This is a genomic window from Myxococcus sp. CA039A (assembly GCF_013336645.1).
GTDB lineage: Bacteria > Myxococcota > Myxococcia > Myxococcales > Myxococcaceae > Myxococcus > Myxococcus llanfairpwllgwyngyllgogerychwyrndrobwllllantysiliogogogochensis.
The window spans coordinates 1-24,896 of the sequence record NZ_JABUMQ010000160.1; the positions used below are offsets into that span (position 1 = coordinate 1).

A 24,896-nucleotide genomic window follows, 5' to 3' on the forward strand; every position below is an offset into this window, starting at 1 on the left:
GCCGCCACCCAGCGCTGGCCCGGCTCGCTCAGGTCCACCAGCAGCTCTTCGGTGTGGTGGTCCTTCACCAGCGTGCCCACCGGCACGCGGAGGATCATGTCGTCGGCCGCGCGACCGTTGCAGTCGCTGCCCATGCCGTGCTCGCCATTCTTGGCGCGGTGGTGCTGCTGATAGCGGTAGTCCAGCAGCGTGGTGAGCTGCGGGTCTCCCACGAAGATGACGGAGCCACCGTTGCCACCGTCTCCACCATTGGGTCCACCGCGCTCGATGAACTTCTCACGCCGGAAGGACACGGAGCCGTTACCGCCATCGCCCGCCTTCACGAAGATGCGGACCTCATCGACGAACTTCATGAAAGCGTCTCCTGAAAAACGCAGAGCGGGCCGCCTCGCGTCCTGGGCGCCTGAAAGGGCGCGTGGACTGGAGAAGCGACCCGCTCGTGGATGCCTCGCGGCGACCGGCCCTGTGAGGCCGGGTTACCGTCAGGCGCTGGCCTGCTCGGCGGCCGGATAGACCGAGACCTTCTTGCGGTCGCGGCCCAGGCGCTCGTACTTCACGATGCCGTCCACCACCGAATAGAGGGTGAAGTCGCGGCCGAGCTTCACGTTCGACCCCGCGTGGATGACCGTGCCGACCTGGCGAACCAGGATGCTGCCAGCCGAGACTTCCTGGCCGCCGTACACCTTCACGCCGCGGTACTGCGGGTTGGAATCGCGACCGTTTCGCGAAGAACCCTGTCCCTTTTTATGGGCCATGACACCTTGCTCCTGAAGTTGAGGTGAAACCGTCCGGACTAGCCGGAGATGGAGGTGACCTTCACCTCGGTATACGGCTGGCGATGGCCACGGCGACGGGTCCAGCCCTCCTTCTCCTTGCGGAAGTGGAGGACGCGGCGGTGCTTGTCCTGCGCGAGCACCTTGCCCACGACGCGAGCGCCGGAGACCGTGGGACGGCCCACCTTGGGGCTATCCGTGCCGCCCAGCAGCAGGACATCGGTAAAGGACACCTCGGCCCCGATGTCGCCGGTAATCTTCTCGATCCGGAGGACATCGCCCTCGGCGACGCGGTACTGCTTTCCGCCCGTGCGAATCACTGCGTACATCGTCTAACCCCTGTCAGCTTCGGGTTGGGTCAACCCGTGGAATCGGCCGCGCATTTCGGACGGACGGACCGCCCTGTGGCGCAAAGGACGGCCGGATTTACGGGAGATGCCCTGGGGAGTCAAGACGGTTGCTGGATCATCTCGTCCGGCAGTCCAGATTGCCCCTGGGAAAGGGCGACCCTACCTGATGGTCCGGCCAGAGCAAGCCCGGCCGATCACCGTCCAACCAATCTGACTGTCCCCCGGGGGGGAATTCCACAATGAAGAAATTCACGTTCGGCCTGATGGCCGCCGTCACCCTTTTGTTCGGCGCCGGCTGCGGCGGAAACGCCTGCGATGACCTGGAGGACGCGAACAAGGCCCTGGAGGAGAAGGTGTCGGCCTGCGGCACGGATACGGGGGGTGAGGAGGAGGACACCTTCGACAAGGGCGTCTGCGAGGACGCGCTGGATGCCTGCTCGGACAGCGACAAGGACCGGCTGAGCGACCTGGCCGACTGCATCCAGGATCTGCCGGACTGCAGGGTGGGCAGCGAAGTGGAGTGGATTGACCAGTTCAGCGACTGTTTCGACCGCACCGAGGGCATCAGCGCCACCTGCGCCGCCGCCGCTGGCGGGTAGTCGCCCGCTCCTCGCGCTTCACCGGGCCCGGTCTTCCGTCAGGAAGGTCGGGTCCTGTCGTTGGTGCGCTCCGAGGCGCCGCGAGCATCCAGCGCCCGGCGGACGGTGCGGTAACGGTGGTGGAGGCTCGACTCGAGCGGGTCCAGCGCCAGCCCCCGCTCGTAGGTCTCCAGGGCACGCGACAGTTGCCCTTCACGCTCCAGCGCGGAGCCGGAGAGATAGTGCACACGCGCCATCCCCGCGGACTGGGGCCTGCGCGCGAGGAACTCCCGCCGGAGGGAATCGAGCTGCTCCGACGTGAGCCCCGCCTCCAGACATCGGGCGACACCTCGGTGATTGCCCCGCCAGGCGTCATACAGCGCCCGCTGAGTCACCGTGCCCAGGACGTCTCCGGCCTCATGCAGCCGGCCCAGCACCGAGTCGAGCAGCAGGCACTGCGAGGGTGACAAAGGCCGCTGGCGCAGCGACTCCAGGGAGCCACGGGCCTCGCGTGTGCGGGTGCGCAGGGCGCCCATGTCCAGGTCTGGGGGCACGGCCAGCACCGCGTAGTGGTCCCCGGCGAGCCGCGTCCGGTACGACTCCAGCACGTGCGCGGCTTCCGCGTCGTCCGCCATGGGCACGAGTGGAGGAGGTGGACGGCGGTTGGGACCTGCTCGCAGGAGCGCGTCCACGGAGGCCTTGAGCGCCAGCGTGGCTTCGACGAACTGGACGCCGAAGCCCGTGGCCATGCCCCAGACGCGAGCCTGTTCCTCCGGAACGTGGCGCACCACCTCGCAGACGACGGACTGCGGCCCGGAGTCCAGCTCCAGCACCATGGGCAGCCGCGCGAAGATGGGAGGCAGCACCCCCTCGCTGCGCAGGAACAGCCCTCCGCGCGACAGGTCCGAGCCCGTCAGCCACACCGGCGTCTCCCCGGGCCGCAACACCACGCGCACCGGCAGCTCCACCGTGCGTGCCCTCGATGAAGGAGTCCCACTTCCGAGGGCTGCACCCACGCTCGGAACACCGCCACGACTCGCGACGGACATCGGCACGAGAGCCTGCGCGGACGGTGCCCCCATGCCGACAGGGTCGCCCACTCGCGGAGCGCCCTCACGACTCGCGATGACCACTGGCGCAGGTGGCGTCCCCATGCCGACGGGCATGCCCGCGCGCGCGACGCCCTCACGACTCGCGATGGCCACTGGCGCAGGTGGCGTCCCCATGCCGACGGGCATGCCCCCTCGTGGAGCACCCTCACGACTCGCGATGGCCATTGGCGCAGGTGGTGTCCCCGTGCCGAAGGGCATGCCCCCTCGCGGAGCACCCTCACGACTCGCGATGGCCACTGGCGCAGGTGGCGTCCCCATGCCGACGGGCATGCCCCCTCGCGGAGCACCCTCACGACTCGCGATGGCCACTGGCGCAGGTGGCGTCCCCATTCCGACGGGCATGCCCGCGCGCGCGGCCCCCTCACGACTCGCGACAGGCACCGGAGGAGCCAGACGTGGAGGCGCTACCGGCGCACTCCGCGGAGGCGACGAGGCCCACCCTGGAGACACGGGCCGAGGCGCCGGCGACCAGGGCGCCATGGCGTCCTCCATCACGACGATTTCCGGTGAGATAGCGGGAGGAACCGTCCTGACGGGCGCTGGCGGAGTCCCGGGAGGACGCGCCGGCTTCGTGCGCGCACGCGCCTCTTCCGCCAGTGCTCCCTCCAGGGCCGCGCGCAGGATGGCGGCCGTCGTGTACCGCTCCTCGGGCGCCTTGGCCAGGGTGCGCAGGATGACCCGCTCCAACGCCACGGGGACCGCCGCATGCACCGAGCGAGGCGGCGGCGGCGCTCGCATCTGATGGGCCACGAGCTGCGCCGTCAGCCCCTCGTCCTCGAAGGGCAGGCGCCCGGTGACCAGCTGATAGGCGATGACGCCCAACGCATACAGGTCCGCGCGCCCGTCCACGCGACGACTGAGTGACTGCTCCGGGGCCATGTACTCGGGCGTGCCCACGATGATGCCGGCGTGGGTCTGCGGCATGTTCGCATCCGCCAGCTTCGCGATGCCGAAGTCGAGCACCTTCACGAAGGGCGTGCCCCGCCCGCGCCGCACCAGGAAGATGTTGTCCGGCTTGAGGTCGCGGTGGACGATTCCACTCAAGTGCGCGGCCTGGAGCGCGTCGCACACCTGCGAGAGCACCGACACCACCGCCGGTGCGGGCAGCGGCGTGCCCACCCAGGCCGACAGCGGCGCGCCGTCCAGGTACTCCATGATGAGGTACGGCCGGGGCGGCCCCGCGTTCAGGTCGAAGATACTGACGATGTTCTCGTGGCCGATGACATTGACGGCCCGAGCCTCCGCGTGAAAGCGCTGCACCAGCTCCGGGTACATGGCCAGGTGCTCGTGCAGGACCTTCACCGCCACCCGACTGCCGATGGACACGTGCTCGCCCAGGTACACCGTCCCCATGCCGCCGCGCCCCAATCGGCGCACCAGTCGGAAGCTGCCCAGACGAGCGCCCACCAATGGGTCTGCTTCCTCGCTTGCCACGGGGCACCTCGGCCTGGGCGCCGGCCCCTCTCCTTCCGCGCGAACCAGCGTCGAGCAAGACGTCGCCGACCCATGTCGCTGGCCGCACGCCTCGCACGCATCACCGCTGCTCACCTCGGCCATGCCACTCCCCCGGGCCTGCCCTGCTAATCTGGACATTCCCGTCCCGAGCTGACCACTGGCGGCCCGCGAGGATGTCGGCTGGTGTGACGCAAGCCAGCGCCGCGGTACATGAAGACGGTCCGCCGGCCGACGCTGTCGATGCCGACAATCCATCACGCTCGATTAGAGTGCGCAGCCCATGTCCGGAACCTCACGCCGCATCCCCCTCCTCGACCTGTCCCACTACCGAAGCGGCACACCCACCGCGCGCGCTCGTTTCGTACAAGTCTTCGGTGAGGGGTTGAGGGAGTTCGGCTTCGTCTCCATCGTCGGCCATGGCATCGACGACGCGCTCATCCGCCGCACCTACTCGGACGTGGAGCGACTGTTCCAGCTCCCGGAGGACGTGAAGACGCGCTACGCGGTGCCGGAACTGGCGGGCCAGCGCGGCTACACCGGCTTCGGCAAGGAGCACGCGAAGGACCGCAAGGTGGGGGACCTGAAGGAGTTCTGGCACGTGGGCCGCGAGCTTCCAGCCGGCCACCCGTACCTGAAGGACTACGGCGCCAACGTGTGGCCCGGGGAAGTGCCCTCCTTCCGCGAGAACACCCTGTCGCTCTTCCGCGAGCTGGATGGCGCCGCCGGCGTCATGCTCCAGGCCCTGGCGGAGTTCTTCGGCGTGGCGCGCACGACGTTCAGTGACATGGCCACCGACGGCAACTCGGTGCTGCGGCTCATCCACTATCCGCCGCTGCGCGAGCGCTTCATCCCGGGTGGAGTCCGCGCCGCCGAGCACGAGGACATCAACCTCATCACCCTGCTGTGCGAAGGCACCGCGTCCGGCCTGGAGCTGCTCACGCGCGACGGCGAGTGGCTGCCCGTGGACACGCTGCGCGGGCAGATTGTCGTGGACTCCGGCGACATGCTCAGCCGCGTGACGAACGAGGTCATCCCCGCCACCACGCACCGGGTGGTGAATCCGAAGAGCACGGACGAGGACACGGTCCGCTACTCGCTGCCCTTCTTCGTGCATCCGTTCTCGGACTGCGTGCTCAAGCCGCTGCCCAGCACCGAGACGCCGGACAACCCGGCCCGCCACGCGCCCATCACCGCGGGCGCCTTCCTGCAACAGCGTCTGCGGGAGAACGGACTCTTGAAGTAGGCACACGCTTCCGCCCGGTGGACGGCGCAAGCTCGCGCCCCACCGGTTGCCCTGGCCCATTCGTGGACGACGCCCTCTCCCCCACGCACGTCGAGCTGTTCGCCCTCCAGCCCCGAATCGCGCTCGAGGACTACGCGTCCCCCGCTGCCTTCACCGCGAAGCACCGTGCGCTCGCGGCACGAATCGATGGCCTGCGGGCGCGCGACACCTCTGGCCGTCCTCTTCATCCCGCCCTCGCGGTGTGGCCAGAGCTGGTGGGCGCGCCCCTGGGGATGATGGGCCACCTTCCCCGCGTGCGGCGCCACACGACGACTCGAAGCGCCATGCGGCGAGTGGCGCTGGCCGAGTGGGGGCCGATGTGGCGCGCCTGGAGAACACTCCAGCCTCCGACGCGAGAAGAGTGCCTCTACGCCGCGCTCGCCTCCCGCGTGCATCGCGTGGTGCACGAGACGTTCTCCGGCATCGCCCGGGACTTCGGTCTGTGGGTGGTGGCGGGCAGCGCGTTGCTCCCGGACAACAGGCGAGGATTCGGCACCCCGGACTTCGAGCCCCGAGGCGCGCGCACGTACAACACCAGCCATACCTTCAACCCCGAGGGCCACTGCGTGGCGGTGACGCGCAAGGTGAACCTGGTGCCCGGGCGCGAGGACGTGCTGCACCTGAGTCCCGGACGGCCCGAGGACCTGACGGTGCTCGCCACACCCTTCGGCCGACTGGGCACGCTGTTGGGCTACGACGCCTTCCGAACGCCCCACACCACGAAGGAACCCTGGTTCGTCCCCTGCGCGCAGTACCTGGACGCCCTGGGTGCGGACATCCTCGCCCACCCCTCCGCCAACCCGTGGCCGTGGGACTCACCGTGGCCCTTCGACTCGACGGAAGACAACCCACGCGCGGGAAGCGAGCAGTGGTTCGACGAGGGCCTTGCCTCCCAGCTCTCCAGCTTCCGCCGGGTCCGCTACACCGTGACGGCCCAGCTCGTGGGAGACCTGTTCGACAACCACTTCGAGGCGCCCTCGCTCATCCTCGAGCGCACGGACGAGGCACAGCCAAGGGTGCTCGCGCGCTCGGAGCACCCACGGGACGAGGACGTGCTCCACGTCACCGTGCCCGCGTGTCCCGCGTAATCAGTCGCCGAGCTTCTTCTTGAGCAATTCGTTGACGAGCGCGGGGTTGCCCTTGCCCTTCATGGCCCGCATCACCTGGCCCACGAAGAAGCCGAACACCTGCTTCTTGCCCGCGCGGTACTTCTCAATCTCGCCCGCGTTCTTCGCGAGGATGTCGTCCACCACGGCCTCAATCGCGCCCGTGTCGCTCACCTGAGCGAGGCCCTTCTCCGTGATGATGTCCGAGGCCGAGCGGCCCGTGCGGAACATCTCCGCCAGCACGTCCTTGCCCGCGTTCGCCGACACCGTGCCCTGGTCCACCGCGCCCAGCAGCTCCGCCAACTGCCCGGGCGTGAAGCGCACCGAGGACACCGTCGAGCCCTCTTCCTTCAAGAGCCGCAGCAGCTCCCCGAGGAACCAGTTGGAGAGCTTCTTCGCGTCCGGGTAGCGCTCGGCGCACGCCTCGAAGAAGTCCGCGAGCGGGCGCTCCGCGGTGAGGATGCGCGCGTCATACGCGGGCAGGCCGTACTGACTCACGAAGCGCTGGAGCTTCGCGCGAGGCAGCTCCGGTAGTTCGTGGCCCACCGCCTCGATGACCTCCGTCGTCACGTGCAGCGGCGGGAGATCCGGCTCCGGGAAGTACCGGTAGTCGTGCGCGTCCTCCTTGCTGCGCATGGAGCGAGAGACGCCCTTGTTGACGTCCCACAGGCGCGTCTCCTGGTCCACCTTCCCGCCGGACTCGATGACATCCACCTGCCGCGAAATCTCGTACTCGATGGCCTGCTTCACGAAGCGGAACGAGTTGAGGTTCTTCAGCTCGCAGCGCTGGCCATAGGTGTCGGAGCCCTTGGGCATCACCGACACGTTGGCGTCGCAGCGGAAGCTGCCCTCGTCCAGGTTGCCGTCGTTGACGCCCAGGTACACGAGCACATCACGCAGCGCCTTGAGGTACTCCACCGCCTCGTCCGCGTCGCGCAGGTCCGGCTCGCTGACGATTTCCAGCAGCGGCACGCCCGCGCGGTTGAGGTCCACCAGGCTCTGCCCCCCGCCCGCGTCATGCACGCTCTTGCCCGCGTCCTCCTCCATGTGGATGCGGCGCACGCGGATGAGCTTCTCGCCCTGCGGCGTGTCGATGAGGAGCTTGCCGTACTCGCAGATGGGCAGGTCGTACTGCGTAATCTGGTAGCCCTTGGGCAGGTCCGGATAGAAGTAGTTCTTCCGGCTCCACACGCTCTTCGCGTTGACGCGGCACTCGAGCGCCAGGCCCGTGCGGATGGCGAAGTCGACGACGCGCTCGTTGAGCACGGGCAGCACGCCGGGCATGCCCAGGCACACCGGACAGGTGTTGCGATTGGGCTCCGCGCCGAACGCGGTGGAGCAGCCGCAGAAAATCTTCGACTGCGTGAGGAGCTGCGCGTGGACCTCGAGGCCGATGACGGGCTGGAAATCGCTCACGGGCATGGCGGTGTCACCGATGCGGACCTCGTGCCCTAGACGGGCGCGAGGCGGCGGAAGAAGTCGTGCTCGCGCTCGAAGGCCCGAGCGATGCGCAGCAGGAGGGCCTCGTCGAAGGCCCGTCCCAGAATCTGGAGTCCCACCGGCAGCCCCGCCTTCGTGAAGCCGCAGGGCACCGACAGGCCCGGCACGCCCGCCAGGTTGCAGGGCAGCGTGTAGACGTCCATCAGGTACATGGACAGCGGGTCATCCACCTTCTCGCCCAGCTTGAACGGCGCCACCGGGGAGATGGGGGCCACCAGCGCATCCACCTCCTGGAAGACGCGCGTGAAGTCCTCGCGGATGAGGGTGCGGACCTTCTGCGCGCGCAGGTAGTAGGCGTCGTAGTAGCCGGCGGACAGCGCGTACGTGCCCAGCATGATGCGGCGCTTCACCTCCGGCCCGAAGCCCCGCTCGCGCGTCAGCGAGTACAGCTCCTTGAGGCCGCGCGCGTCCTTGGCCCTGAGGCCGTAGCGCACACCGTCGTAGCGGGCCAGGTTGCTGGACGCCTCGGCGGGAGCGATGAGGTAGTACGTCGCCAGCGCGTACTTCGTATGCGGCAGCGACACGTCCACCAGCGTCGCGCCCAGGCGCTCATACTCGCGCAAGGCCGCGCGCACGGAGGCCTCCACTTCCTCCTCCATGCCCTGGGCGAAGTACTCGCGCGGCACGCCCAGCTTCAGCCCGCGCACGCCCTTCTCCAGCTCCGCCGAATAGTCCGGCGTCTTCACCGGCGCGGACGTGGAGTCCCGTGGGTCATGCCGCGCCAGGATTTGAAGCAGCGCCGCCGCGTCCGACACCGTGCGCGTCATCGGCCCGGGCTGGTCCAGCGACGAGGCATAGGCGATGACGCCGTAACGCGACACGCGCCCATACGTCGGCTTGAGGCCCACCGTGTTGGTGAAGGCCGCGGGCTGGCGGATGGAGCCACCCGTGTCCGTGCCCAGCGCGCCGAACACCTCGCGCGCGGCCACCGCCGCCGCCGAGCCTCCCGAGGAGCCTCCCGGCGTGCGCGTCACGTCCCAGGGATTGTGCGTGGGGAAGTAGGCGCTGGACTCGTTGGAGGAGCCCATCGCGAACTCATCCAGGTTGAGCTTGCCCAACAGCGGCAGGCCCGCCTCTCGCAACAGGCGCACCACCGTCGCGTCCAGCGGCGGCACGAAGCCCTCCAGCACGCGCGAGCCGGCGGTGGTCTCCAGCCCCTCGGTGAGGAAGAGGTCCTTGAGTCCCACGGGCACGCCGTCCAGGGGGCTTGCCGGAGTGCCCGCCTTGCGGCGCGCATCACTGGCCTCGGCGGCGGCCAGGGCACCAGCCTCGTCCACGCGCAGGAAGGCGCGAATCTTCGGGTCCACCCGCTGGATGCGCTCCAGACACGCGCGAGTGGCTTCCACGGAGGACACCTGACCCGCGGCCAGCTTCTCCGCGAGCTCCAGCATCGTCAGGTCCGTGAGCTGCATGACGTGGGGCTCCCCTCCGGACTACTCGATGATTTTGGGCACCGCGAAGGACGTGCCCGACTTCGCCGGGGCGTTGGCCAGCGACTTCTCGGGAGGCAGCGAAGGCCGCGTCACGTCCTCCCGCAGGAGCGAGGCCGTCAGCGTGGCATGCGACGTGGGCTCCACGTTCTCCACATCCAACGACTGCAACTGCGTCACCGCGTCCAGCACCGCCGACAGCTGCGTGGACAGGCGCTGCTCCTCCTCGGGAGTCAGCGCCAGCCGCGCCAGCGTGGCCACATGTCGCACCTGCTCGAGCGTGAGGGCCATGCGTGGAAGCCTCCGACCGCGAGTGACTACTTGCGCTTGAAGAGGTTCAGGATGGCGCCCATCACCTTGCCACTGCCTTCGTGGCCGTGGTGCGCCATCAACTGCTCCAGCTCACCGGAGTCCAGGAAGACGCCGCCGCAGTTGAAGCACGTCTCCAGCTCGATGTTGCCCTGCTTGAGCGTCTGGAGGTCCATGCCGCACTTGGGGCACTTCATCCAGTGGAGCTTCTTGAGGTCCTCGCGCTGCTTCTCCGCCGTCTCCGCGGCCTGCTGGAGCGCCAGCTTGCGCTTCTTTTCGATGTCCTCCCGGGCGAAGTACTCTTCCTCGCTCGAGGACGGCTTGTCGGTGTCTGCCATGGCGATGCTCCTCCAAGAAATCGTGGCGGCACCATACCCCCTCTGGTGGAGGGTGCAGCCGAAATGTAGGCCCCGTGTCCGGCACCTTCCGCCCGGGCTGGAGCGACTGCCGGAAAATTGACCAGACCCCCTCCCTCCCTACACTCGCGACGGGCATTGCTACAGCCCGCTACGCGGCTGAGACGCGCAGAGGGAAGAAGGTCATGACGGCGAAGAAGGGTCGGGCGGAAAAGGCGGTACTCTCCCGTCAGGAGATCGCGACGCGTCGCAAGGCGCTCGCGGACAAGCGACGGAAGGCGGGCGCCGAGGGAGGCGACGGCAGCGCGGGGCGTGCCATCACCGGCGTGTTCCTGCTCGCGGCGTCGCTCTTGTCCCTGTTGGCGGTCGCCACGTTCGACGCCCATGACAGGGTCGGACCGGGCTTCCGCAACGCGGTGGGCCCCATGGGCCACCTCATCGCGGAGACGCTGCGAGGGATGCTGGGCGTGTGCGCCTACCTGGCCCCCGTAGGTGGGCTCTACACGGCCATGGTGCTCTTCGTGGGCAGCCGCGAGCGCAAGCGGGGTCCTCAAATCATCAGCCTCGTGCTGCTGACCGTGAGCATCTCCGTCCTGGCGCAGCTCATGTTCGCTGGGGACAAGGGCTGGGCGCACCCGCCGGGTGGCGCGCTGGGCGCCGGCCTGGGTGGGGTGATGGAGGGGCTGTTCTCCACGGTCGGCACCGTCATCCTGGTGACGGCCATCAGCGCCGCCGCCCTCATCGTCGGGACGCAGTACACGTTCTTCAAGCTGTGCTCGCTGGTGTGGGCGGGCCTGAGCGTGCTGGGCCGGCGCGTCGCCGAGTCCGCGAACGTCTTCTGGGAGGCCCAGAAGGCGTCCTACAAGGTCCGTCAGGAGCGCGCCGCGGAGGAGAAGCTGGAGGAGGCCGCGTTCCTCGCGCAAATCGAAGCGGATGAGGAAGAGCTGGCCGAGGCCGAGCGCGCCGCCGAAGAGGCCGAAGCCGCCGAGGCGGAGGCCATGGCCGAGGAGGCCGTGCGCCTGGCCCGGCAGAACGAGAAGGAGCAGGCCCTCGCCGCGAAGCTGGCCCTCAAGGACGGTCGCGAGAAGGGGGAGAAGCGCAAGGCACTGCCGCTCCCCGCCGAGACGGACTCGCTGCCGCCCACGTCCTCGCCGGCCCTGCCCGCCGACAACAGGCTCGCGCTGCGCGCCGAGAAGCGTCCCGCGCCCGGAGCGGACCCGGCCTGGGCCGCGTCGTTCCTCGCGCCCGCGCCCCACTCCACCCCGATTGTCCCCGAGGGTGTCGAGCCCCCGAGGAGCCGCCGGAAGACTCCGAACATCGTCACCGGTCCGGGCACGCCGCCCGTCGCCGCGCTGCCGGAGAGCCACGAGCCCGCGCCCGCGGCCCCCATCATCGCCGCGCCGGCGCCTCAGCCCGTCGCGCAGGCCCCTGCCCCGGCTCCCGCGCCCGCCACCCCGGCGGCGGCGCGCATGCCGCTCATCGTTGCGCCCAAGGCGCTGGCCGCGCCCACCGGAAAGAAGGCCCAGGACCAGTTCGAGTTCGTGGGTGACCGCAAGAGCTTCTCGCTGCCGCCGCTGGACGTCCTGGAGTGCGACAAGCAGGAGCGCTCCGAGCTGGACAAGGACGCCTTCCTCTCCACGGCGGAGAAGCTGCGCGCGAAGCTGGCCGACTTCGGCATCGTCGGCGAGGTGGTGGAGATTCGTCCCGGCCCCGTCGTCACCATGTACGAGTTCCTGCCGGGACCGGGCATCAAGGTGAGCAAGATCGCCGCGCTCGCGGACGACCTGGCCATGGCCATGGAGGCGATGCGCGTGCGCATCGTCGCGCCCATCCCCGGCAAGGGAGTGGTAGGCATCGAGGTTCCCAACAAGGACCGGGAGACCGTCTACCTCAAGGAGATCGCCGAGCAGGACGCCTTCATCAAGAGCGCCAGCAAGCTGACCATGTGCGTGGGCAAGGACATCGAGGGCATGCCCTATGTCTTCGACCTGGCCAAGGCGCCCCACCTGCTCATCGCCGGCACCACCGGCTCCGGCAAGTCGGTGGCCGTCAACTCCATGATCATGAGCATCCTCCTCAAGTCCACACCGGAGGAGGTCCGCTTCATCATGGTGGACCCGAAGATGCTGGAGCTCTCCATCTACGAGGGCATCCCGCATCTGCTCCTGCCCGTCGTGACGGACCCGAAGAAGGCGGCGCTCGCGCTGCGCTGGGCCGTGGAGGAGATGGAGCGCCGCTACCAGCTGCTTTCCGAGGCGGGCGTGCGCAACATCGCCGGCTACAACAAGCTGGTGGAGAGCTCCGCCACCGAGGTGAAGGGCGCGTCGGGCACTCCCGAGGCCGCCCCGAAGAAGAAGTCGAAGCCCAAGAAGATGCTCGTGCTCGACGTGGAGGGCGGCGACAAGCCCTCCTCGAGCGGGGACGGGCTGGGCGTGGCCGTGCCTCGGGACGACGACGAGCTGCACGAGGCTCAGGGGTCCGACGCGCCGGACGAAGTGCCCGAGGTGGAAGCCGAGGCCGACGACGAGTCGGACGTGCCCTTCGTCTCGGCCAGCGACAAGCCGGAGAAGAAGGAGCTCAAGAAGCTGCCGTACATCGTGGTCATCATCGACGAGCTGGCGGATTTGATGATGGTGGCCAGCCGCGAGGTGGAGACCTACGTGGCGCGCCTGGCGCAGATGGCGCGTGCGTCCGGCATCCACCTGATGGTCGCCACGCAGCGTCCGTCCACGGACGTCGTCACCGGCGTCATCAAGGCGAACTTCCCCACGCGCATCAGCTTCATGCTGCGCTCCAAGCCGGACTCGATGACGATTCTGGGCACGGTGGGCGCGGAGGCCCTGCTGGGCATGGGCGACATGCTCATCATGCCGCCCACGAGCGCGCACCTGCAGCGCGTGCACGGCGCCTACGTGTCGGAGAACGAAATCAAGAAGGCGGTGGACCACCTCAAGGCACAGGGCAAGCCCGTCTTCGACGAGTCCATCCTCAAGCCGCGCGACGAGGACGTGGAGTCTGGTGGCGAAGAAGACGAACTGTCCGACGAGCTGTACGACCAGGCGCTCGCGACGGTCAGCGAGATGCGGGCCGTCTCCATCTCCATGCTCCAGCGCAAGATGCGCATCGGCTACAACCGCGCGGCTCGCATGATTGAGCGCATGGAGCGCGACGGCGTGGTGGGCGCGGCGGATGGCGCCAAGCCCCGCGAGGTACTCATCCGGGGTGTGGGCGACATGCCCGGCGCCGGAGCCATGTAGGGCCGCCAGGAAAGCGGCCCCGATTGTTCATCGTGGGGGTGTCCGGAGCGGTCCGGGCGCCCCCTCTTCGTTTCCCCCACCTCACGACATCCCAGGTGAGCGCCCATGATTGTCGCGATCTCCCGCTTCCGCCCCGCCCCTGAGGAGGCCGAGCGCCTGATTGCCCGCTTCCAGGAGCGCGCGCGGCGGGTGGACACCCATGACGGGTTCCTGGGGCTGGAGGTGCTGCGGTCCTTCGAGCGCTCGCCGGAGCTCCTGCTGGTGACGCGCTGGCGGGACAAGGAGGCGATGCGGAGCTATTTCCAGTCGGAGGACTTCCGGCGCGCCAAGGAGGCCAGCGCCGAGCAGGACGGGGCGACGTTCGCCATCTACGAGGTGGTGGGCACCTGAGGCGTCTTGTGGGTTCCCAAGCAGTCCCAGGTCGTCTAAGGGCGGTGTCTTATGGCTGAACGCATCGCCCTTTTCGCCACCACGGCTCGCGGCACCGAAGACCTTCTCGCGGACGAGCTCAAGGAGCTTGGCGCGCGCCGCATCCGTCAGGACCGCGGTGGAGTCCGCTTCATGGCCTCGCTGGACGAGGCCCTCAGGGTCTGCCTCTGGTCCCGCATCGCCATGCGCATCCTCTACCCGCTGGGCACCTTCGAGGCCCACGGCGCGGAGGGCCTGTACGAAGCCGCCGCGAGCGTCCCCTGGGAGGAGCACCTGACGCCCACCACGACGTTCGCGGTGGATGCCACGCTGAAGGACAGCGAGCACAGTCACTCGGGCTTCGTGGCGCTCAAGGTGAAGGACGCCATCGTCGACCGGATGCGCACCAAGGTCGGCACCCGGCCGGACGTGAACACGAAGAACCCGGACGTGAGCGTGGTGGCGCACCTGTCGCGCGAGACGCTGTCGCTGTCGTTGGACCTGTGCGGCGATGCGTTGAATCGCCGGGGCTACCGCGTGCGGCCCACCGTCGCGCCGCTCAAGGAGACGCTGGCCGCCGCCGTGCTGCGCGCCGCGCACTACACGGGCGAAGAGGCGCTGGTGGACCCGATGTGCGGCTCCGGCACGCTGCTGATTGAAGGCGGGATGATGGCCCGTCGCCGAGCGCCCGGACTCAACCGCGACTTCGCGGTGGAGCGCTGGCCCGTCATCGGCCCGCGCGCGAAGGAGCTGCTCGTGGACCTGCGCGCGGATGCCCGCCGCAACGAGCGCAAGGTGGAGGTCCCCATCTGGGGCTTCGACAAGGACCCGGAGGCCCTGGAGGCCGCCCAGCGCAACGTGCAGGCCGCACGGCTGTCGGAGGAAATCATCCTCGCCGAAGCTGACGCGACAGACCTGCCGCACCTGCCCGCCGCCAGTGGCCTGCTGCTCACCAATCCGCCCTATGGAGACCGGCTCACGGGCTCCGGCGGACAGAAGGGCATGAAGAGCTTCTATTACAAGCTGGGCGAGTCCCTGCGCGTGCCCGGCTGGCGCGTCTGGGTGCTCTCCGGCAACCCGGCCTTCGAGAGCGCGTTCCATTCGCGCCCGTCCGCGCGCCGGGAGATGTGGAACGGCCCCATCGAATGCACGTTGCTCGGCTACCGGGCCGCGGGCAGCAGCCACTTGGACGAAAACTCAGAAGCGCCGCTCCGTGCGCCGAAGCAGCCGGCCAATGTTGCTCCGGTGCGTCCAAAGCATGAGGGCGAAGAGGACAGCTGAGAGGCCGGTGTACTCCGGAGCCCGGGCGGTGAAGGCCGACGTGCCCACCGCCGTGGCTCCGGCCGCGAGCGAGCCCAGGGAGCTGACCCGCCACACCGCGAAGAAGGTGATGTACGCGGCACCCGCGGCCAGCGCGGCCAGCGGAGCGAGCACCAGCAGCACGCCCAGCGCGGTGGCCACGCCCTTGCCGCCGTGCAGCTTGAGCCACACCGGATAGACGTGGCCCAGCACCGCGGCCAGGCCCACCAGCACGTGCACCGTGGGAAGGTCCGGCACGAGCTGCAGCGCGAGCGCGACGGGCAGCGCGCCCTTCACCGCGTCCAGCACGAGCACCACCGCGCCCAGCTTCTTGCCCGCGACGCGGGTGACGTTGGTGGCGCCGATGTTGCCGCTGCCGCTCTGGCGCACGTCCACGCCACGCAGCCATCGCGTCAGCAGGACACCGAAGGGAATGGAGCCGGCGAAGTAGCCCAGCAGGACGAGCGCGAAAGTCACGACCCCACGCTATAGCAGCAGGTGGGGGAAGCGCGTCTTCACCACCACGTAGGCGTAATTCACCAGGAGGATGGCGGGCATCACCATCTGGAACACCTTCCACTCCCGGGGCGAGAGTCGGATTTCGGGGATGGGGACGGCGAAGACGAGGTGCAGCACCGTCACCACGACCGCCAGGGCGAACAGGAAGGCGGCCACCGTCCCCAGGGGGTTGGCCTCCCAGGCCCCCTCGAAGTTGAAGTGGGCGAAGCGGTCGGCCGCGCGCGTCAGCCCACAGCCGAGGCAGGGCCAGCCTGTCCGCTCGCGCAGCACGCAGCCCCAGAAGGGGATGAGCTTCGCCACGGGGATGTACCGGGCCACGAGCAGCCCCACGAGGCCGATGAGCCCCAGGTAGTCCACGGTGCCGAGGCGTCGATTGCGAGGAGGGAGGAAGACCTTCATGCGCGCCTCGCCCAGAGGTGTGCGGGAGTCCCACTCTAGTACGGGCGCCGCCTTGCCGGGGCAACGAGTTTTGGCTAAGCGAGCGAGTCATGAACTCGCTCCGCACGTCCCTGATGCTGCTGGTCGCTGTTCCCCTGATTGCGTTCGCTGGCGACAAGACGCCCGCCAAGGACAAGGCCGCGGCGGCCGACTGTCACCACCCCGCCGAGGCCGCCAAGGCAGCGCCGAAGCCCGAGGCGACCGCCGCCACGGCGCCTGCCGCCGCGCAGGAGAACTGGAAGCTCACCCGGGGCGAGGCGCTCAAGGGCGCATCTCCCGTGAAGCTCGCGGACCTGCTGGCGAAGCCCCAGCCCCATGATGGGAAGACGGTGCGGCTCGAGGGCACGGTGCGCAAGGCCTGCGAGAAGAAGGGCTGCTGGATGGAGCTGGCGACGGACCCCCAGGCCAAGGGGCCGGGCGTACGCGTGACGTTCAAGGACTACGGCTTCTTCGTCCCGCTGGACTCGGCGGGCTCGCAGGCGCGCGTGGAGGGCGTGGTGAAGGTGGCGGAGCTGAGCGAGGGCCACGCGTCGCACTACGAGGCGGAAGGCGCCATCGTCCCGCGTGGCGCGGACGGCAAGCCGCGCGAGGTTCAGCTCATCGCGACGGGCGTTGAGCTGCGCCGCTAGGACATGGCGCGCAGCTTCAGCATGAGGGGCGTGCAGGGCGCGGCGGACCGCGCCGTGCAACACGCTCGGACGTGGTTGCTGGAGACGGAGCCGGGCTCGCGCGTGCATGACGTGCAGTCAGACCCCCGCTTCCAGCACCGTGGCGTGGACCTCCTCTGGGAGCTGCCAACGGGAGAGGTGCGCGGCATCGAGGTGAAGGGCGACCGCAACGCCACCCGACGCCGCTACTTCTTCGAGCTGGTCTCCAACCTGGAGAAGGACACGCCGGGCTGCTTCCTCTACAGCGGCGCGGACCTCCTCGTGTACGTCTTCCTCTCGCAGGGAGAGCTGCACGTGATGCCCCTCAAGGCGGTGCGTGACTGGTTCCTGCCACGCGCGAAGGAGTACACGCTCAAGCACGCCTTCACCCAGACAGGCGCCATCCGCTACACGACGGTGGGCGCGGTGGTGCCCACGCGTGATGTCGTGGAAGGCGTGCCCCGGGTGCTCAAGATTCCGTTGAAGCGCTCGACGCCCCTGGCGACCCAGGAAGTCGCCGCGCTGGAAGGCGAAGTCGCCTCGCCGGATTCACCTCCGACGACGGCGCTGACGGAGGGCGGCGGCGAGGCCTCCGCCGAGCAAGCGACCGCGCGGGCCGCGGAGGCCGCGACCTCTCCCAAGAAGAAGGCACGGCGCAAACAACCGGCGCGGCAGGCGCGGAGCACAGGCTCGAACACCGCCGAGTAGGGCCTCTCCAGGGCACATCGACGGTCACGAGGTCTCCCCTCGCCGACTTCGTCGCGAGCTCACCCGTTCTCCTGAGAGACTTCTCGGGGCAGTATGACGCGAGCAATTCCTCGTCGCATGCGCCTCGCGAGCCCACCACGTTCGCCGGAGGCGCCTCGCGGTGAGGTGCGCCGCGAGCGACTCCTCATCGCATGCGCCTCACCGTCTTCGCGTTCACGGGCGCCTCTGGAAGCGCCGGTGGCGCGCCCTGCCCTTCTGGATGCGACGCGCGAGCACTCGCCCGCGCGCCGCCAGGTGCTGGCTTCAGCGCCCGTGACGGTGACGGGTGTGGCCGGGGTGGATGCGGTCGTGCTCCGCATTGAGGCGGTCGGCCGTGCGCACCAGGTCCAGCAGGGAGACGCGGTCGTTCTGCGCCTTGTAGACGTGCTCCAGACGGGGAACGAGGTCCAGCGCCAGGTGCAGGTCCTTGGTCGACTCGGCCCACTCCAGCAGCATGCGGCCGGCCGATGCGGCGGGACCATTCGCCTTCAGGTGGATGAGGCCGTCCACGGCCAGAATCCGGGCGATGGGCGTACGCGCCGTGTCCTCGGTCAGCTTCACCAGGTCCGACACGGCCGCGTCCTGCTCGCCGCGCGCCGCGCGCACCATGGCGCGGGAGATGCCCTTGCGGTCCGGCAGGAAGAACTCCTCCAGGTCCGCGAACGACTCCGCGTGAGCCCCGTGCCCCGAACGGGCGAGCGTCTCCGCGAGGCTGTCGAACAGCTCCGCGTCCTTCTCCGAGAACGGCGCCAGCGCCTCCTGCATGAAGCGCTCCTGGGGCCCGCCCTTGTCATCCACGGGCAGGCGCGTGCGCAGGCCGTTCATCTTCTCGAAGGCCGGAGCCACCGGAGCCTCCGCCGCGCCATTGAGCAACTGGAGCAGCGACTTCATGAGCGAGGCGAGCGTATCCGTCAGCTCGTACGGCGCCACGCGGTCCGGCAGCCAGCGGCGCCACAGCTCCACCGGCGCCGCCACCACGAAGTCCTTGAAGGGGCCCGTGCCCTTCCACTGGGCCTTCCACTGTTGGGCGATGCCCAGCGGGAAGGTCGTCTCCGAGAGCTTTCGGAAGTCCGCCTCGGCCACGGAAATACCGTAGTGACCGAGCGTTCCGACCAGGGCCTCCGTCGAGTACTCCTTCAGGCCCTTCTGCTGCCACGCCTTGTCCACACGCTGCGCGCTCACCTGGTTCTCCGCTGCCCCTGGGCGCCGGCCATCGGCGCATGCGGACTTCTAGCGGAAGCGGAGCCCGCAGTGCAGCGGCACTTGCACCTCCCCGTCACGCGGCGGACGCGGGGGGCGCCATCTTCGGGACGGTGGGCCAATGGACGGGGTTGCGCCGCCCGTCCTCCACCCGACGCGCCAGATAGGGCTCACAGCCCCGTGCCTCGAAGGCCTTCTTCCAGGCCGCGAAGCTCCCCCCGGCACGCCAGGCGTCCATCGCGGCCAGGCCACCCTCCGGGCCACATTGGGCCAGCATGTACTCCACCCACGCCCACCGGGCGGACGTGGGACGCACCTCGGCGCGCCCACGCAGGCCCTTGCGCAGCCTCTCCAGCCGGTTCTCGACCTCCTTGATGCCCGCGAAGGGTGCCCCGTCCAGCGGCGTGTTCCGCTTGGCCACGAAGGGTGCCACCCCCAACGCCACGGGAAGGATGCGGGACAGCTCCGCGGTGAAGCGGATCAGCTCGTCGATGTCCTCGTCCCCTTCGAAGGGAAGCCCCACGACGTTGTAGACCTTGAGCTGCTTCATGCCCGCCGTGCGGGCGTACCCCGCCGCACGGACAATCTGTTCCTCCGAGTGCTTGCGGTCCACCATGTCCCGCATGCGCTGCGAGGCCCCGTCCGCCGCCACCGTCAGGTTCGTCGCCCCACCCCGGCGGAGCTGATCCACCAGCTCCTGCGTCAGCCGATCCGCCCGGAGTGACGACACTCCGACTTCCTTCCCCGCGTCCACGAGCGTGCGCAGCAGTTCGACGATGCGCGGATGATCCGTCACCGCCGCGCCCACCAGGCCCACCCTCCGGGCGTGCGCGGGGATCAGCGACAGCACCCGCTCTGGAGGCACCGTGCGCATGCCCCCGTTCGTCGTGCGGCGCATGACGCAGTAGTGGCAGCCGCGCGAGCACCCCCGCTCCGGCTCGATGAGGAACATCGAGCGCAGCTCGGTATGCGGGGTGATGATCTGCGTGCGAGCAGGCAGCCTCGAATCCGTGGCCCGAGCCACGTGGTAGCGCTGGCCTCCGCGCCCCGGCACACGAAAGCCAGGGATGCGTGCCAGATGGTCCAGCAGGGCCTCGCGCTCCATCGTGGCCGCCGCCTCCACCAGCACGTGCATGAGGTCTTCCGCCTCGCCCTGGACGAGCACGTCCACGAAGGGCTCCAGCGGATCCGGGTTGGAGAAGGTCAGGGGCCCTCCCGCCACCACCAGGGGATGGCGCCCATCCCGGCGCTCCTCCGCCAGCACGGGCAGCCCCGCCAGCTCCAGCATCGTGAAGAACCCCGTCAGCTCCAGCTCATACGCCACGGAGAACGCCAGCATCGCGAAGCTGGAGACCGGAGCCTGGGACTCCCAGGTGAACAACGGTGTCCGGGTGCGCTTGAACGCCTCCACGTCATCCGGAAGGAAGGCGCGCTCGGCGGTGGCACCCGGGTGCTCGTGAACCTCCCGGTAGATGGCCTGGAAGCCCAGCGAGCTCATCCCCACGTGGTAGGGGCTCGGGTAGCAGAGGGCCACACGGAATGGAGCCTCCTTGTAGAGGGTGCCTTCTTCGTCGTCCAACAGCGAGCGGACGTGGTGGATGAGTGAGTAACGGCCCTCCATGTTCCTCCAGACAGAAACAACCCTGACAGACAGGTACAGCCCATCAAACACCGCGGCCCCGTCAGTCCACTCCTTGAGGAGGGCTGGCGGGGCCGCGAGGCGCCACCTGTCAGGTGGCGCTGTTCAGCGTTGAACGACTACCTGAAGGACGGAACCTGCTTCGAAGGAACGCAGTACGACGCCGCCGGCGTCCCGTCCGCGTTGAATCGAATCGTGAGGCACTCCGCGGCGAAATCGGGGTTCAGACCCGAGTCCGGACCGCAAGAAGTCGCATCCGACGGACTGCACGCAATCGCGGGCCACAGGGCACGCATGGTGTAGTTCGAGGCGCAACCATCCTTCGTGTACTTCAGCTCACCCTTCAGCTGGGTGCCGGGCGCGAACGGAGCCGCGTAGACATCCACGTTGGTGTACTCGTAGCGGATCGTCGTCGCCGCAGCGGTGCTGGTCGCCGCGGCATTGACGGTGGCCGCCGACAGCGAGGGGGCCGCGCAGAAGTCCTTGTCATCAGGCTCCGTAGCGAGCGCACCCAGCGCCGTCTGCTCCGAGGGGGCCCCAGGATCCCGGCTCGCGATGCTCGCCAGGCCGTTGGGACGAATCGTGAGCAGCGAGTTGTTCAGGTTGTCCGGGTCGTTGAACTTGAAGACGCCGAGCAACTCTCCAGGGGGAGCAACGATGGTGCAAGCACCACCACCGTTGACGAGGGTGGGGGAGTCCACCGCATCGTACTTGACCACCCAGTTGGCGTTGTCCTGCACGAAGCAGGGCGCCTCTGGCTGGTCGAAGTTGCAGCCCGTCAGCACGCTCGCCGTGCCAACAAGGACCATCGCAGCATTGAAAATGTTCTTGGTCATGTGACTTGAAATCCCGGTTCCGTGAGTGGCCAGAGACTAGAACGTGTACCGGACGCCAAGGCGCATCTGCCGCGGCGGCTGGTAGCTGGTCGGGTTCTTGAAGTTGGGGTTGACGTCTCCGTCCACGCTACCGAACGGCTCCGTGCGCTCCTCGCCTTCCTGCCACGTCACGTTGCCCGGCAGGTCGCTGGGCTTGCCGTTCGGGATCGGGGCGACGCTGAGCAGGGTGTACGTCTGGTCCACCGTGCTGACGCCCTGGAAGTTGAAGAGGTTGAAGACGTCGAGGGTCACGGAGATCACGCTGTCCTTGCTGACGCGGTAGTTGACGCCAATGTTGGAGTCAATGACGTTCAGCCAGGGCGTACGGCCACCCGCGCCACGGGGGAGGACGAAGGACTCGTCCGAACCGTAGAGAGCGTGCGCACCGAAGTAGTTGATCGGCGTGCCGGAGTTGCCGCGGTAGGACAGACCGATGCTCGCGGAGAGCTCGTTGGTGAAGTTGAACTCCTTGGCGCCGAACACCTTGATCTGGTGGGTACGGTCGAACGGGAGCAGACCCGTGCGGTTCGCCAGGAGGCTGATGAGGTCGAAGTCCGACAGGATGTTCGGGTCGAGCTGAGCGGTCTCCGGACGGAACAGACCCGGGTAGTTACCGTACAGACGGGACCAGGTGTAGTTCGCCTGGGCCAGCCAGCCGTCCGAGAACGTGCGGTTCAGGTAGACGGTGACGTTGTCGTAGTTACGCTCCGGCTTCGGGAACTCCTTGGCGAAGCCGCTGCCCGGGTTGCCGAGGAAGTACGAGCGACCGTCATCGCGGCTCATGTCCTCGATGACCATGTTCATGTCGCGGTGGGTGTAGCTGGCGCCCACGCGGGTGTTCGCGATGAGCTCGTACTCGCCGCCGACGACGATTTCGTCGGACGACTGGGGGTTGATGTCCGGATCGATCGGCTCGTTCTCCACCTTGCCGCCCGTGAAGAGGCGGTTCGGGTTACGGCTGCTCTCCGGCTGACCGAGGACGTAGTTGGGATCCCGGCACTCCGTCTCCTGGCTCTCGCGGCTGGACGGGTCGCAACCACCCGACTCACCCGGCTCCACCATGGCGCGGCGGGCCTCGTAACGACGCTCACCCGGGAACGCGCGGTCGAGCATGTTCAGCGGAACCTGCTCGTAGTACCGGGCGAAGTTCACGAAGAACTTCGTGCGGCCGTTGGCGAACGGGTCGACGATGGCGCCGATACGGGGCGACCACTGGTTGCCGAGGATGAGGGCCAGATCGCCATCACCGCCGTACATCGCCTGCACGTCGTAGCGCACGCCGAGGTTCAGCGTGACGCGGTTGGCGATGGACCAGGAGTCCTGCAGGAAGCCACCGACCGTGGTGCTGGTGGTCTTCGACTGCTGGGTCAGCTGGGTGATGGGGCTGTCAGGGGACGCCTGGTAGCCGTAGCGGCGGTAGTCATGAACCGCGATGCTCTCCGTGTAGGGCTGCCCGTTGAGGGTCGCACCCGTGTACGGGCGATTCTCCTGGAAGTACACGCCACCGCCGTACGCCTTGAGCTGGTCGTACGACAGGAACTCGGTGTCGACACCGGCCTTCAGCACGTGGGTGCCGAGCGCGTTCAGCAGGTACGTGGCCTTCGCGTTGATCTGGTAGCGGTCCAGCTTCGCGTCGGACATCAAGCCGGGACCACCCAGCGTGTAGCCCGTCACGGGGCAACGCTCGACCGAGACCGGGTCGCCGTTCTCGTCGACCGTCTCCAGCGGATCGCATGCCGCTTCCTGCCCCGCGGGCAGGTTCTCGAACACCGTCAGCCGGCGCTCGAAGTTGTAGAGCATGCGGGAGTAGCCCGCGAGGCCCTGCGACGAGCCGATCTTGCTGCCGTCCGCCGGAAGGGTGGACGCCGTCTGGTGGAACCAGCCGAGGTTCGCGTCGACCAGGACCTTCTTGTCCATGAACGCGCCCGCGTACTTCAGGGCCAGCGACGTGGCGTTCGCGTTGGTCTCCGTGAAGGCGAAGTCGCCAGGACGGGAGGACAGCGCGCCCGGCAGACCACCGGACTGCGGGTTGATGCTCAGCTTGCCCATGCCACCGGTCGTCGTCGGAGTGCCGTTGAGGGCGATCGAGACGTTGTGGTCCTGGTTGATGAGGTACGTCAACTTACCCATGTACTGCACGGTCCGGGTGTCGGCGTAGTACTGACGGTCAGAGCCCGCGATGGGGTCGACGACGGTGAAGCCCTCGTCGTTGGTCACCGAGGTGCCGTCCGCGTTCAGCCGGATGGCGTTCAGCGTGCGGGTGTGCTGGTAGCGCGTGAACGACGGCGCGAAACCGGCGAAGAACCACAGCTTGTCCTTGAGGATCGGGCCACCGAGGGTCGCGCCGAAGTCACCCAGGTTCTGCAGCTCGTTGAGGCCACTGATGACAGTGCCCTCTTCCTGGACCTGCTTGCGGGTGCCTTCGAAGGTTCCCGGCGTCCAGTTCGCGAACACGGAACCGTGGAACTCGTTGGAACCAGACCGGGTCACCGCGTTGATGACACCGCCCGTGGAGCGACCGAACTCCGGCAGGTAACCGCCGGTGATGATGTTCACGTCCTGCACGAACTCGATGCTCATCGGGCTGGCGTTCACGCCGTAGGCGGGGTCGTTCGTGGACAGACCGTCCACCACGTACCCGTTCTCAGGCGAGGTCGCGCCGTTGATGGACACACCGTACTGGTCGTTCTGGGCGCCAGGCGCCAGCTCGGCCAGGGACTCGAAGGAGCGAGCCGCTCCTCCCTTGCCACCCGGACGGGCCACGGCGATGCGCTTGATGAACTCCTGATCCACGTTGACGCCCGTGGTCGTGGAGCCCACGTCGATGGTCGGCGGCGCGCCGACGATCTCCACCACTTCACCGAGGGACTCGGGGAGCAGCTCGACGTTGACGCGGATGGTGCGGTTCAGACGCAGCTGGACGTCAGAACGTGCGTACGGCTTGAACTGCTCTTTCTCGAACCGCAGGGTGTAAACACCAGGCGGCAGCTGGGGAATACGGTAGTTGCCCTGAGCGTCGGTAACCACGGTCTGCTCACCCTGAAGGTTGGGCGAGGTCGCGGTGACAACAACGTCAGGAACAGGCTGCCGGCTTTGAGCGTCGATGACAGTACCGATCATCGTGCTCGACTGCGCGAAAGCCGCCGATCCATAAAGCAGACCTGCGGCCAGGACAACTCCGGTTTCCCGGAGCACTCGGTTCAAGTGCATACCAGACCCCTCCAAGGTGGGCTGCAACCGAAAATGACTGGGGAAAATATCCGAGGTCAAGCAGTTGTCAATAGACCGTTGCTTTTTGGTAACCAGTGGGGCAATTGCGCGATCACGTCAGTTACCCTTGACCGTGCTTGCTTGAACCCGGAACGCGTTTCTGTATGGTAGCGCGCCCTTTCAGCCGGGCGGGGCGTGGTGGGTGTCCACTGGTGATGAGGAGTCTAGTACATGTTTGATTCAGTCCTTGACCGCGGTCAGGCGCCCAGAGCGCGGTTCGGCGTGGGGACCACCATCTCCGTGATCCTGCACGTCGCTTTGTTCGGCGTGGCCTACTTCCTGTCGACGAGGGAACCGGTCGAGGAGGAGAAGGAGATCGAGGTGACGTTGAAGGCCACCATGGCCC

21 protein-coding genes and 2 pseudogenes are annotated in these 24,896 nt (G+C 68.3%); 9 read left to right on the forward strand and 14 right to left on the reverse strand.

Annotation, left to right across the window (positions count from 1 at the left end; genetic code table 11):
- The 3 genes and pseudogenes from HR086_RS25360 to rplU form a co-directional block, all read right to left on the reverse strand.
- A pseudogene (locus tag HR086_RS25360) lies at window positions 1-353 on the reverse strand (GTPase ObgE); the annotation flags it as partial.
- A gap of 129 nt (window positions 354-482) precedes the next feature.
- Complete coding sequence (gene rpmA / locus HR086_RS25365; RefSeq protein WP_141646505.1) at window positions 483-755, reverse strand: 50S ribosomal protein L27; 273 nt, start codon at window positions 753-755, stop codon at window positions 483-485.
- Between the two features lie 38 nt (window positions 756-793).
- On the reverse strand, window positions 794-1,102 hold the full coding sequence (rplU, locus tag HR086_RS25370; protein WP_141646506.1) for a 50S ribosomal protein L21: 309 nt from the start codon (window positions 1,100-1,102) through the stop codon (window positions 794-796).
- A gap of 260 nt (window positions 1,103-1,362) precedes the next feature.
- On the opposite strand from rplU, the gene HR086_RS25375 reads away from it, so the two are divergent.
- Window positions 1,363-1,722: a hypothetical protein gene (locus tag HR086_RS25375; RefSeq protein ID WP_174466905.1), complete on the forward strand. Its 360-nt coding sequence runs from the start codon at window positions 1,363-1,365 to the stop codon at window positions 1,720-1,722.
- A gap of 38 nt (window positions 1,723-1,760) precedes the next feature.
- On the opposite strand, the gene HR086_RS49575 is transcribed toward HR086_RS25375, so the two are convergent.
- Window positions 1,761-4,220 (reverse strand): protein kinase, encoded by a 2,460-nt coding sequence (locus HR086_RS49575; RefSeq protein ID WP_373564359.1) that lies wholly within the window; start codon window positions 4,218-4,220, stop codon window positions 1,761-1,763.
- Between the two features lie 328 nt (window positions 4,221-4,548).
- Here HR086_RS49575 and HR086_RS25390 point away from each other — a divergent pair, with 328 nt between their 5' ends.
- Together HR086_RS25390 and HR086_RS25395 are read left to right on the forward strand one after the other, a co-directional pair.
- Window positions 4,549-5,511, forward strand: a complete 963-nt coding sequence (locus HR086_RS25390) for an isopenicillin N synthase family oxygenase (protein WP_174466906.1) — start codon at window positions 4,549-4,551, stop codon at window positions 5,509-5,511.
- 62 nt (window positions 5,512-5,573) lie between these two features.
- On the forward strand, window positions 5,574-6,638 hold the full coding sequence (locus tag HR086_RS25395) for a carbon-nitrogen hydrolase family protein (protein WP_174466907.1): 1,065 nt from the start codon (window positions 5,574-5,576) through the stop codon (window positions 6,636-6,638).
- Here HR086_RS25395 and gatB read toward each other — a convergent pair whose 3' ends face one another.
- Genes gatB through HR086_RS25415 form a run of 4 tightly spaced genes read right to left on the reverse strand, consistent with a single transcriptional unit; the run spans window position 6,639 to window position 10,233 of the window.
- Complete coding sequence (gene gatB, locus HR086_RS25400) at window positions 6,639-8,078, reverse strand: Asp-tRNA(Asn)/Glu-tRNA(Gln) amidotransferase subunit GatB (RefSeq protein WP_174466908.1); 1,440 nt, start codon at window positions 8,076-8,078, stop codon at window positions 6,639-6,641.
- A gap of 29 nt (window positions 8,079-8,107) precedes the next feature.
- The gene (gene gatA / locus HR086_RS25405) at window positions 8,108-9,568 is read right to left on the reverse strand and encodes an Asp-tRNA(Asn)/Glu-tRNA(Gln) amidotransferase subunit GatA (RefSeq protein WP_174454820.1); all 1,461 of its coding nucleotides are present in this window, start codon (window positions 9,566-9,568) and stop codon (window positions 8,108-8,110) included.
- A 21-nt stretch (window positions 9,569-9,589) separates the two neighbouring features.
- The gene (gene gatC, locus HR086_RS25410) at window positions 9,590-9,877 is read right to left on the reverse strand and encodes an Asp-tRNA(Asn)/Glu-tRNA(Gln) amidotransferase subunit GatC (RefSeq protein WP_141646512.1); all 288 of its coding nucleotides are present in this window, start codon (window positions 9,875-9,877) and stop codon (window positions 9,590-9,592) included.
- Window positions 9,878-9,903: 26 nt separating this feature from the next.
- On the reverse strand, window positions 9,904-10,233 hold the full coding sequence (locus HR086_RS25415; RefSeq protein WP_141646513.1) for a zf-TFIIB domain-containing protein: 330 nt from the start codon (window positions 10,231-10,233) through the stop codon (window positions 9,904-9,906).
- Window positions 10,234-10,436: 203 nt separating this feature from the next.
- Between HR086_RS25415 and HR086_RS25420 the strand changes: the two genes are divergently transcribed.
- From HR086_RS25420 to HR086_RS25430, 3 genes are all read left to right on the forward strand, one after another.
- Window positions 10,437-13,508: a DNA translocase FtsK 4TM domain-containing protein gene (locus tag HR086_RS25420; protein WP_174466909.1), complete on the forward strand. Its 3,072-nt coding sequence runs from the start codon at window positions 10,437-10,439 to the stop codon at window positions 13,506-13,508.
- Between the two features lie 105 nt (window positions 13,509-13,613).
- A complete protein-coding gene (locus tag HR086_RS25425) occupies window positions 13,614-13,898 on the forward strand; it encodes an antibiotic biosynthesis monooxygenase (protein ID WP_141646515.1) in 285 nt (94 codons plus the stop codon).
- Window positions 13,899-13,949: 51 nt separating this feature from the next.
- On the forward strand, window positions 13,950-15,197 hold the full coding sequence (locus tag HR086_RS25430) for a class I SAM-dependent RNA methyltransferase (protein WP_174454818.1): 1,248 nt from the start codon (window positions 13,950-13,952) through the stop codon (window positions 15,195-15,197).
- Here the strand turns inward: HR086_RS25430 and plsY are convergent.
- Both plsY and HR086_RS25440 read right to left on the reverse strand, forming a co-directional pair.
- Window positions 15,114-15,692 carry a glycerol-3-phosphate 1-O-acyltransferase PlsY gene (gene plsY / locus HR086_RS25435; RefSeq protein WP_141646517.1) on the reverse strand — a complete coding sequence of 193 codons (579 nt, stop codon included), beginning with the start codon at window positions 15,690-15,692 and terminating at the stop codon, window positions 15,114-15,116. The two genes, HR086_RS25430 and plsY, sit on opposite strands and share 84 nt — an antisense overlap.
- Window positions 15,693-15,701: 9 nt before the next feature.
- On the reverse strand, window positions 15,702-16,133 hold the full coding sequence (locus tag HR086_RS25440; RefSeq protein WP_141646518.1) for a DUF2752 domain-containing protein: 432 nt from the start codon (window positions 16,131-16,133) through the stop codon (window positions 15,702-15,704).
- Between the two features lie 89 nt (window positions 16,134-16,222).
- Between HR086_RS25440 and HR086_RS25445 the strand changes: the two genes are divergently transcribed.
- Together HR086_RS25445 and HR086_RS25450 are read left to right on the forward strand one after the other, a co-directional pair.
- The gene (locus HR086_RS25445; protein ID WP_174466910.1) at window positions 16,223-16,801 is read left to right on the forward strand and encodes a DUF4920 domain-containing protein; all 579 of its coding nucleotides are present in this window, start codon (window positions 16,223-16,225) and stop codon (window positions 16,799-16,801) included.
- A 3-nt stretch (window positions 16,802-16,804) separates the two neighbouring features.
- Complete coding sequence (locus HR086_RS25450) at window positions 16,805-17,527, forward strand: hypothetical protein (RefSeq protein WP_246137567.1); 723 nt, start codon at window positions 16,805-16,807, stop codon at window positions 17,525-17,527.
- Window positions 17,528-17,830: 303 nt separating this feature from the next.
- Here HR086_RS25450 and HR086_RS25455 read toward each other — a convergent pair whose 3' ends face one another.
- From HR086_RS25455 to HR086_RS25470, 4 genes are all read right to left on the reverse strand, one after another.
- Window positions 17,831-18,748 carry a hypothetical protein gene (locus HR086_RS25455; protein WP_174466911.1) on the reverse strand — a complete coding sequence of 306 codons (918 nt, stop codon included), beginning with the start codon at window positions 18,746-18,748 and terminating at the stop codon, window positions 17,831-17,833.
- 94 nt (window positions 18,749-18,842) lie between these two features.
- Window positions 18,843-20,387 carry a radical SAM protein gene (locus HR086_RS25460; protein WP_174454815.1) on the reverse strand — a complete coding sequence of 515 codons (1,545 nt, stop codon included), beginning with the start codon at window positions 20,385-20,387 and terminating at the stop codon, window positions 18,843-18,845.
- A 137-nt stretch (window positions 20,388-20,524) separates the two neighbouring features.
- On the reverse strand, window positions 20,525-21,241 hold the full coding sequence (locus tag HR086_RS25465; protein ID WP_174454814.1) for a hypothetical protein: 717 nt from the start codon (window positions 21,239-21,241) through the stop codon (window positions 20,525-20,527).
- A gap of 36 nt (window positions 21,242-21,277) precedes the next feature.
- The gene (locus tag HR086_RS25470) at window positions 21,278-24,490 is read right to left on the reverse strand and encodes a TonB-dependent receptor (protein WP_174462895.1); all 3,213 of its coding nucleotides are present in this window, start codon (window positions 24,488-24,490) and stop codon (window positions 21,278-21,280) included.
- Between the two features lie 231 nt (window positions 24,491-24,721).
- On the opposite strand from HR086_RS25470, the pseudogene HR086_RS48710 reads away from it, so the two are divergent.
- Window positions 24,722-24,896, forward strand: a pseudogene (locus tag HR086_RS48710) (energy transducer TonB); the annotation flags it as partial.

Bases quoted from the DNA above. Each gene is read 5' to 3' on its own strand.
- gatB (WP_174466908.1), bottom strand. From the start codon at position 8,078: ATGCCCGTGAGCGATTTCCAGCCCGTCATCGGCCTCGAGGTCCACGCG.
- HR086_RS25415 (WP_141646513.1), bottom strand. From the start codon at position 10,233: ATGGCAGACACCGACAAGCCGTCCTCGAGCGAGGAAGAGTACTTCGCC.
- HR086_RS25460 (WP_174454815.1), bottom strand. From the start codon at position 20,387: ATGGAGGGCCGTTACTCACTCATCCACCACGTCCGCTCGCTGTTGGAC.
- gatC (WP_141646512.1), bottom strand. From the start codon at position 9,877: ATGGCCCTCACGCTCGAGCAGGTGCGACATGTGGCCACGCTGGCGCGG.
- HR086_RS25450 (WP_246137567.1), top strand. From the start codon at position 16,805: ATGGCGCGCAGCTTCAGCATGAGGGGCGTGCAGGGCGCGGCGGACCGC.
- rpmA (WP_141646505.1), bottom strand. From the start codon at position 755: ATGGCCCATAAAAAGGGACAGGGTTCTTCGCGAAACGGTCGCGATTCC.
- HR086_RS25440 (WP_141646518.1), bottom strand. From the start codon at position 16,133: ATGAAGGTCTTCCTCCCTCCTCGCAATCGACGCCTCGGCACCGTGGAC.
- rplU (WP_141646506.1), bottom strand. From the start codon at position 1,102: ATGTACGCAGTGATTCGCACGGGCGGAAAGCAGTACCGCGTCGCCGAG.
- HR086_RS25465 (WP_174454814.1), bottom strand. From the start codon at position 21,241: ATGACCAAGAACATTTTCAATGCTGCGATGGTCCTTGTTGGCACGGCG.
- HR086_RS25425 (WP_141646515.1), top strand. From the start codon at position 13,614: ATGATTGTCGCGATCTCCCGCTTCCGCCCCGCCCCTGAGGAGGCCGAG.
- gatA (WP_174454820.1), bottom strand. From the start codon at position 9,568: ATGCAGCTCACGGACCTGACGATGCTGGAGCTCGCGGAGAAGCTGGCC.
- HR086_RS25375 (WP_174466905.1), top strand. From the start codon at position 1,363: ATGAAGAAATTCACGTTCGGCCTGATGGCCGCCGTCACCCTTTTGTTC.
- HR086_RS25430 (WP_174454818.1), top strand. From the start codon at position 13,950: ATGGCTGAACGCATCGCCCTTTTCGCCACCACGGCTCGCGGCACCGAA.
- HR086_RS25445 (WP_174466910.1), top strand. From the start codon at position 16,223: ATGAACTCGCTCCGCACGTCCCTGATGCTGCTGGTCGCTGTTCCCCTG.
- HR086_RS25420 (WP_174466909.1), top strand. From the start codon at position 10,437: ATGACGGCGAAGAAGGGTCGGGCGGAAAAGGCGGTACTCTCCCGTCAG.
- HR086_RS25470 (WP_174462895.1), bottom strand. From the start codon at position 24,490: ATGCACTTGAACCGAGTGCTCCGGGAAACCGGAGTTGTCCTGGCCGCA.
- HR086_RS25390 (WP_174466906.1), top strand. From the start codon at position 4,549: ATGTCCGGAACCTCACGCCGCATCCCCCTCCTCGACCTGTCCCACTAC.